The sequence below is a fragment of the Kitasatospora sp. NPDC059803 genome (assembly GCF_042732255.1).
Classification (GTDB): Bacteria; Actinomycetota; Actinomycetes; order Streptomycetales; family Streptomycetaceae; genus Kitasatospora.
Genome location: NZ_JBHWIJ010000430.1, coordinates 1 through 5,244, shown reverse-complemented (window position 1 = coordinate 5,244; position 5,244 = coordinate 1). Strand labels below are relative to the sequence as shown.

Genomic DNA, 5,244 nt, shown 5'->3' with positions numbered 1-5,244 from the left:
CCGCGGCGGCGGGCCGGCGGGGGCGCGCCCCCCCCGCCCCGCGCCGCGCCCGCGGGGCGTGGAGCCGGGGCCCGGGGGCGCCCCCGGGGGCGGGGGGCGGGGGGCCGTACCCGCGGCCCACAAAAACCCCGACCCGCGTTACACGGTGTCCCACCCCGCCATCACTGGAGGACCGGCATGCCGGTCTGCGCGTCAGCGCGAGACCTTACCGGCCTTGATGCACGAGGTGCAGACGTTGAGCCGCTTCGGCGTCCGCCCAATCACAGCGCGCACCGTCTGAATGTTGGGGTTCCAACGACGGGGGGTACGGCGGTGCGAGTGGGAGATGCTGTTGCCGAAGCCCGGCCCCTTGCCGCAGACGTCGCAGTTGGCAGCCACAGGAGTCACTCCAAGACTTCAGATCATTTACGTTCGACAACCCCGCTGGACCAGCGGAGCACTCGCGTGAACCTGACCGGACCGAGGGGTGAGCCTGGATTGTTCCAGGCAACCGGAAGAGCATACAACGCCTGTTCCGGTTCAACGAAACTACCATGTCCGGCAGGGTGATCGCTCCGGTCGCCGGTCCGGGCGACCCTCCCCGGCCCCCGATAACCTGCCGGTATCACCCCTCGCCGCGGCCTTGGCCGTGCTGCTGCCCCGCAGGCCGTCGCGGCGTCCCACCCGGAGGAGACCTGGTGCTGCACACGCTCGACGCCCCGGCCGTGCGCACCTGGTGCCAGCTCGCCCTGCGTGCGCTCGGCCAGGCCCGCGAGGAGATCGACGCGCTCAACGTCTATCCCGTCCCGGACGGCGACACCGGCACCAACCTCTACCTGACCGTCGAGTCCGCCGCCGCCGAGGTGGAGAGCCGCTTCGCCGACCCCGCCGCCGACCCGGCCCCCGGCCTGGCCGACACCGCACGGGCGATGGCCCGCGGCGCGCTGATCGGCGCCCGCGGCAACTCCGGGGTGATCCTCGCCCAGTGGCTGCGCGGCACCGCCGAGACGCTCGCCGAGGGCGGCGGCGCCGACCAGCTGCGGGCCGCCCTGCAACGGGCCGCCGACTCCGCCTACCAGGCCGTCGCGGAGCCCGTCGAGGGCACCCTGCTGACCGTCGCCCGGGTCGCGGCCCGGGAGGCCGTCCGGGCCGGGGACGGGCTCGCGCAGGTCGCCGACACCGCCTACCGGGCCGCCCGGGACGCGCTGCGGCACACCCCCGAACAGCTCGCCGTGCTGGCCGAGAACGGGGTCGTGGACGCCGGCGGGCGCGGCCTGGTCGCCGTGCTCGGCGCGCTCGCCGACGCCGTCGCCGGGCAGCAGCCGATGGGCCCGGTCGCACTGCGCGGGGACGTCCGGGCGGTCGAGAGCTGTGCGGTGCACCTGAGGCCGCCGGGCCCCGGCCACCCCGCGTTCGAGGTGATCTACCTGCTCGACGCGCCCGACGAGGCCCTGCCCGCGCTGCGCGAGCGGCTCGGAGCGCTCGGCGACTCCCTGGTGGTCGGCGGCGGCGACGGCCTGTGGAACGTGCACGTCCACGTGGACGACGCGGGCGCCGCCGTCGAGGCCGGGGTCGAGGCCGGGCGGCCGCACCAGATCCGGATCACGCACTTCGCCGAGGCCGCCGCCCGGGCCGGCAGCGCCGCCGAGCGCGGCGAACGCCGGGAACGGGCCCGCGCGGTGCTCTGCGTGGTGTCCGGCGGGGGGCTGGCCGAGCTGTGCGAGCAGGCCGGCGCCGTCGCCCTGCACGCCGACCCGGACCGTCCGCCGGCCAGTGCCGAACTCGCCGCCGCCGTGCGCCGCTCGGCCGCCCGCGAGGTCGTCCTGCTGCTCAACGACCCCGAACTGCGCGCCGCCGCCGGGGCCGCCGCCGACCAGCTGCGCGAGGAGGGCGTGCGGATCGCCGTGCTGCCGACCCGCTCGCCGGTGCAGGGCCTGGCGGCGCTCGCGGTGCACGAGGGCGGCCGCCGCTTCGACGAGGACGTGGTCGCCATGACCTCCGCGGCCGGCGCCACCCGGTACGCCGAACTCGCCGTGGCCGAGGGGGAGTCCTGGACGATGGCCGGGGTCTGCCAGGCCGGGGACGTGCTCGGCCTGATCGACGGCGACGTCGCGGTGATCGGCACCGGGCTGGCCGAGGTCGGGGCGAGCGTGCTGGACCGGATGCTCGGCGCGGGCGGCGAACTCGTCACCCTGGTCCTCGGCGAGGGCGCCGACGAGGCGCTCGCCGACCGCCTGGTGGCGCACGCCCGGCACCGGCGGCCCGAGGTCGACGCGGTGGTCTTCCACGGCGGCCAGGAGTCCGCGCCGCTGCTCATCGGGGTGGAGTAGGGCACGCCGCGGGGCCCGGAATGTCGGCCCCGTGGTGTAGACAGGGGCCTGATGGGCGCTCTCGATGAACCACTGACCAAACTCGTCGGCGACCGCACCGCGAAGGTGCTCGCCGACAGCCTCAAGCTGCGCACGGTCGGGGACCTGCTGCACCACTATCCGCGCCGCTACGTCGAACGCGGCCAGCTCACCAGCCTGGACGAGCTGGAGATCGACGAGCACGTCACCGTGCTGGCCCGGATCGAGAAGGTCACCCTGATCCCGTTCCGCGGCCGCAAGGGCGACCGGCTGGAGGTCGTCGTCACCGACGGCCGCAGCCGGCTCTCGCTGGTCTTCTTCAACCAGGGCTGGCGGCAGAAGGAGCTCAAGTCCGGCGCCCAGGGCCTGTTCGCGGGCAAGGTCGGCGTCTTCAACCGCAGCCGTCAGCTGGTCTCGCCGGACTACCAGCTGCTCGACGAGGAGGCCGGGTCGGACGCCGCCCGGCAGTTCGCCGGCCGGCTCATCCCGGTCTACGGCGCCAGCGCGCAGATGCCCAGCTGGAAGCTGTCGATCTGCATCGAGACGGCCCTCACCAAGCACCTGGGCGACGTCGGCGAGCCACTGCCCGCCGAACTGCGCGAGCGGCACGGGCTGATCCCGCTGCCCGAGGCGCTGGAGCTGATCCACCGCCCGCGCGGCCAGGCCGACCGCGAGCTCGCCCAGAGCCGGCTGCGCTGGGACGAGGCCTTCGTCCTCCAGGTCGCCCTGGCCCAGCGCCGGGCCGCCGAGTCCGCACTGCCCGCCGTCCCGCGCCGGGCCCGCGCGGGCGGCCTGCTGGACGCCTTCGACGCCCGGCTGCCGTTCACCCTCACCGAGGGCCAGCAGAAGGTGTCCGCCGAGATCGCCGCCGACCTCGCGAGCGAGCACCCGATGCACCGGCTGCTCCAGGGCGAGGTCGGCTCCGGCAAGACCCTGGTCGCGCTGCGCGCCATGCTCGCCGTGGTCGACGCGGACGGCCAGGCGGTGCTGCTCGCGCCCACCGAGGTGCTGGCCCAGCAGCACCACCGCTCGATCGTCGAGATGATGGGCGACCTGGCGGAGGGCGGCATGCTCGGCGGCTCCGACCTCGGCACCCGGGTGGTGCTGCTGACCGGCTCCATGGGCGTCCCGGCCCGCCGCCAGGCGCTGCTCGACATGGCCTGCGGCGACGCGGGCATCGCCATCGGCACCCACGCGCTGATCGAGGACAAGGTCCAGTTCCAGGACCTCGGCCTGGTCGTGGTCGACGAGCAGCACCGCTTCGGCGTCGAACAGCGGGACGCCCTGCGCGCCAAGGGCGAACAGCCGCCGCACCTGCTGGTGATGACCGCCACCCCGATCCCGCGCACCGTCGCGATGACCGTCTTCGGGGACTTGGAGACCTCCGTCCTCGACCAGCTGCCGGCCGGCCGCTCGCCGATCTCCACCCACGTCGTCCCCGCGCTGGAGAAGCCCAACTTCCTCACCCGGGCCTGGGAGCGCGTGCGCGAGGAGGTCGCCAAGGGCCACCAGGCGTACGTGGTCTGCCCCCGGATCGGGGACGAGGAGCCCGCCGCCGAGCCGAAGAAGAAGCGGAAGGCGGCCGAGGAGGACCTGGAGGACGTCGCCGACGCCGGTGCCGGGAGCGACGAACGGCGGCCCCCGCTCTCGGTGGTGGAGACCGCCGGGAAGCTGGTCGAGGGGCCGTTGCAGGGCCTGCGGGTGGAGATCCTGCACGGCCGGCTGGCCCCGGAGGCCAAGGACGAGGTGATGCGCCGGTTCACGGCCGGCGAGGTGGACGTGCTGGTCGCCACCACCGTCATCGAGGTCGGCGTCAACGTCCCCAACTCGACCGCGATGGTCATCATGGACGCCGACCGCTTCGGCGTCTCCCAGCTCCACCAGTTGCGCGGCCGGGTCGGCCGCGGCAGCGCCGCGGGCCTGTGCCTGCTGGTCAGCGACATGCCCGCGGGCAGCGCCGCCCGGGCCCGGCTGGACGCGGTGGCCGGCACCCTGGACGGCTTCGAGCTGTCCCGGATCGACCTCGAACAGCGCCGCGAGGGCGACGTGCTGGGCCAGGCGCAGTCCGGGGTGAAGTCCTCGCTCAAGGTGCTCTCGGTGCTGGAGGACGAGGAGGTCATCCTCACCGCCCGGACGGAGGCCACCCGGCTGGTCGCCGAGGACCGCGAGCTGGCCGCCCACCCGGAGCTGCGCACCGCGCTGGAGAGCCTGCTCGACGAGGACCGCGCGGCCTACATGGAGAAGGGCTGAGCGGCCGCCGCCGGCCCCGGAATTGTCAGACCCCCGCGAGAGAATGAAGGTGTTCAGGGCGCACCCCAAGGTGCGTACCTGGCACGACATTTGGGGGTCCTGCCATGGCATTCCGTCACCTCAACGAGCTCCCGCTGGGCGACAAGGTCTTTCGGATCGAACTCGCCAGCGACGACGACCGCGAGGTCACCCTCACCCTGACCGGCTGGCGCGAGGGGGCGGCCGCCCAGCCGCTCGCCTCGGGCAAGCTCCGCCTGCCGGTCGAGGACGTCGCCTCGCTGCGGATCGCGCTCAACCGCGCGCTGCGGGCGCTGGCGATCGTCGCCGACGTCTCCGAGCCCATCCCCGACCGCGACGTGCTGCGCGAGCTGTACCCCGGCCACGGCGCCCCCTGGGTCCCGCAGCACGAGGAGGAGCTGGTCCGGCGCTTCCACGACGGCGAGACCATCGCCCGGATCGCCGCCCGCTTCGGCCGCACCCCCGACTCCGTCCGCACCAAGCTGCGCGAGCTCGGGCACGACCCGCGCCGCCCCGAGTTCTGCCCGCCCGACGGCTGCCTGTCCTGGTCCCGCTACGCCTCGCCGGCGCTGCTCGGCGCGGCCGCCCCGGTCCCGCCGGCGGGCTCCGAGGCGAGCTGAGAGGCGCCCCGGGGCCGGCTGGGACGGTG

Annotated in this window: 4 protein-coding genes; 3 read left to right on the top strand and 1 reads right to left on the bottom strand. The window is 74.9% G+C overall.

Annotation, left to right across the window (positions count from 1 at the left end; genetic code table 11):
* Positions 1-192: 192 nt before the first annotated feature.
* Complete coding sequence (gene rpmB, locus ACFV6I_RS37325) at positions 193-378, bottom strand: 50S ribosomal protein L28 (protein WP_014138233.1); 186 nt, start codon at positions 376-378, stop codon at positions 193-195.
* A gap of 299 nt (positions 379-677) precedes the next feature.
* On the opposite strand from rpmB, the gene ACFV6I_RS37320 reads away from it, so the two are divergent.
* From ACFV6I_RS37320 to ACFV6I_RS37310, 3 genes are all read left to right on the top strand, one after another.
* A complete protein-coding gene (locus ACFV6I_RS37320; RefSeq protein ID WP_380430498.1) occupies positions 678-2,309 on the top strand; it encodes a DAK2 domain-containing protein in 1,632 nt (543 codons plus the stop codon).
* Positions 2,310-2,360: 51 nt separating this feature from the next.
* Entirely contained in the window at positions 2,361-4,577 is a 2,217-nt protein-coding gene (gene recG, locus ACFV6I_RS37315) for an ATP-dependent DNA helicase RecG (protein ID WP_380376613.1), read from the top strand.
* A gap of 104 nt (positions 4,578-4,681) precedes the next feature.
* On the top strand, positions 4,682-5,215 hold the full coding sequence (locus ACFV6I_RS37310; RefSeq protein WP_063347699.1) for a hypothetical protein: 534 nt from the start codon (positions 4,682-4,684) through the stop codon (positions 5,213-5,215).
* Positions 5,216-5,244 lie beyond the last annotated feature (29 nt).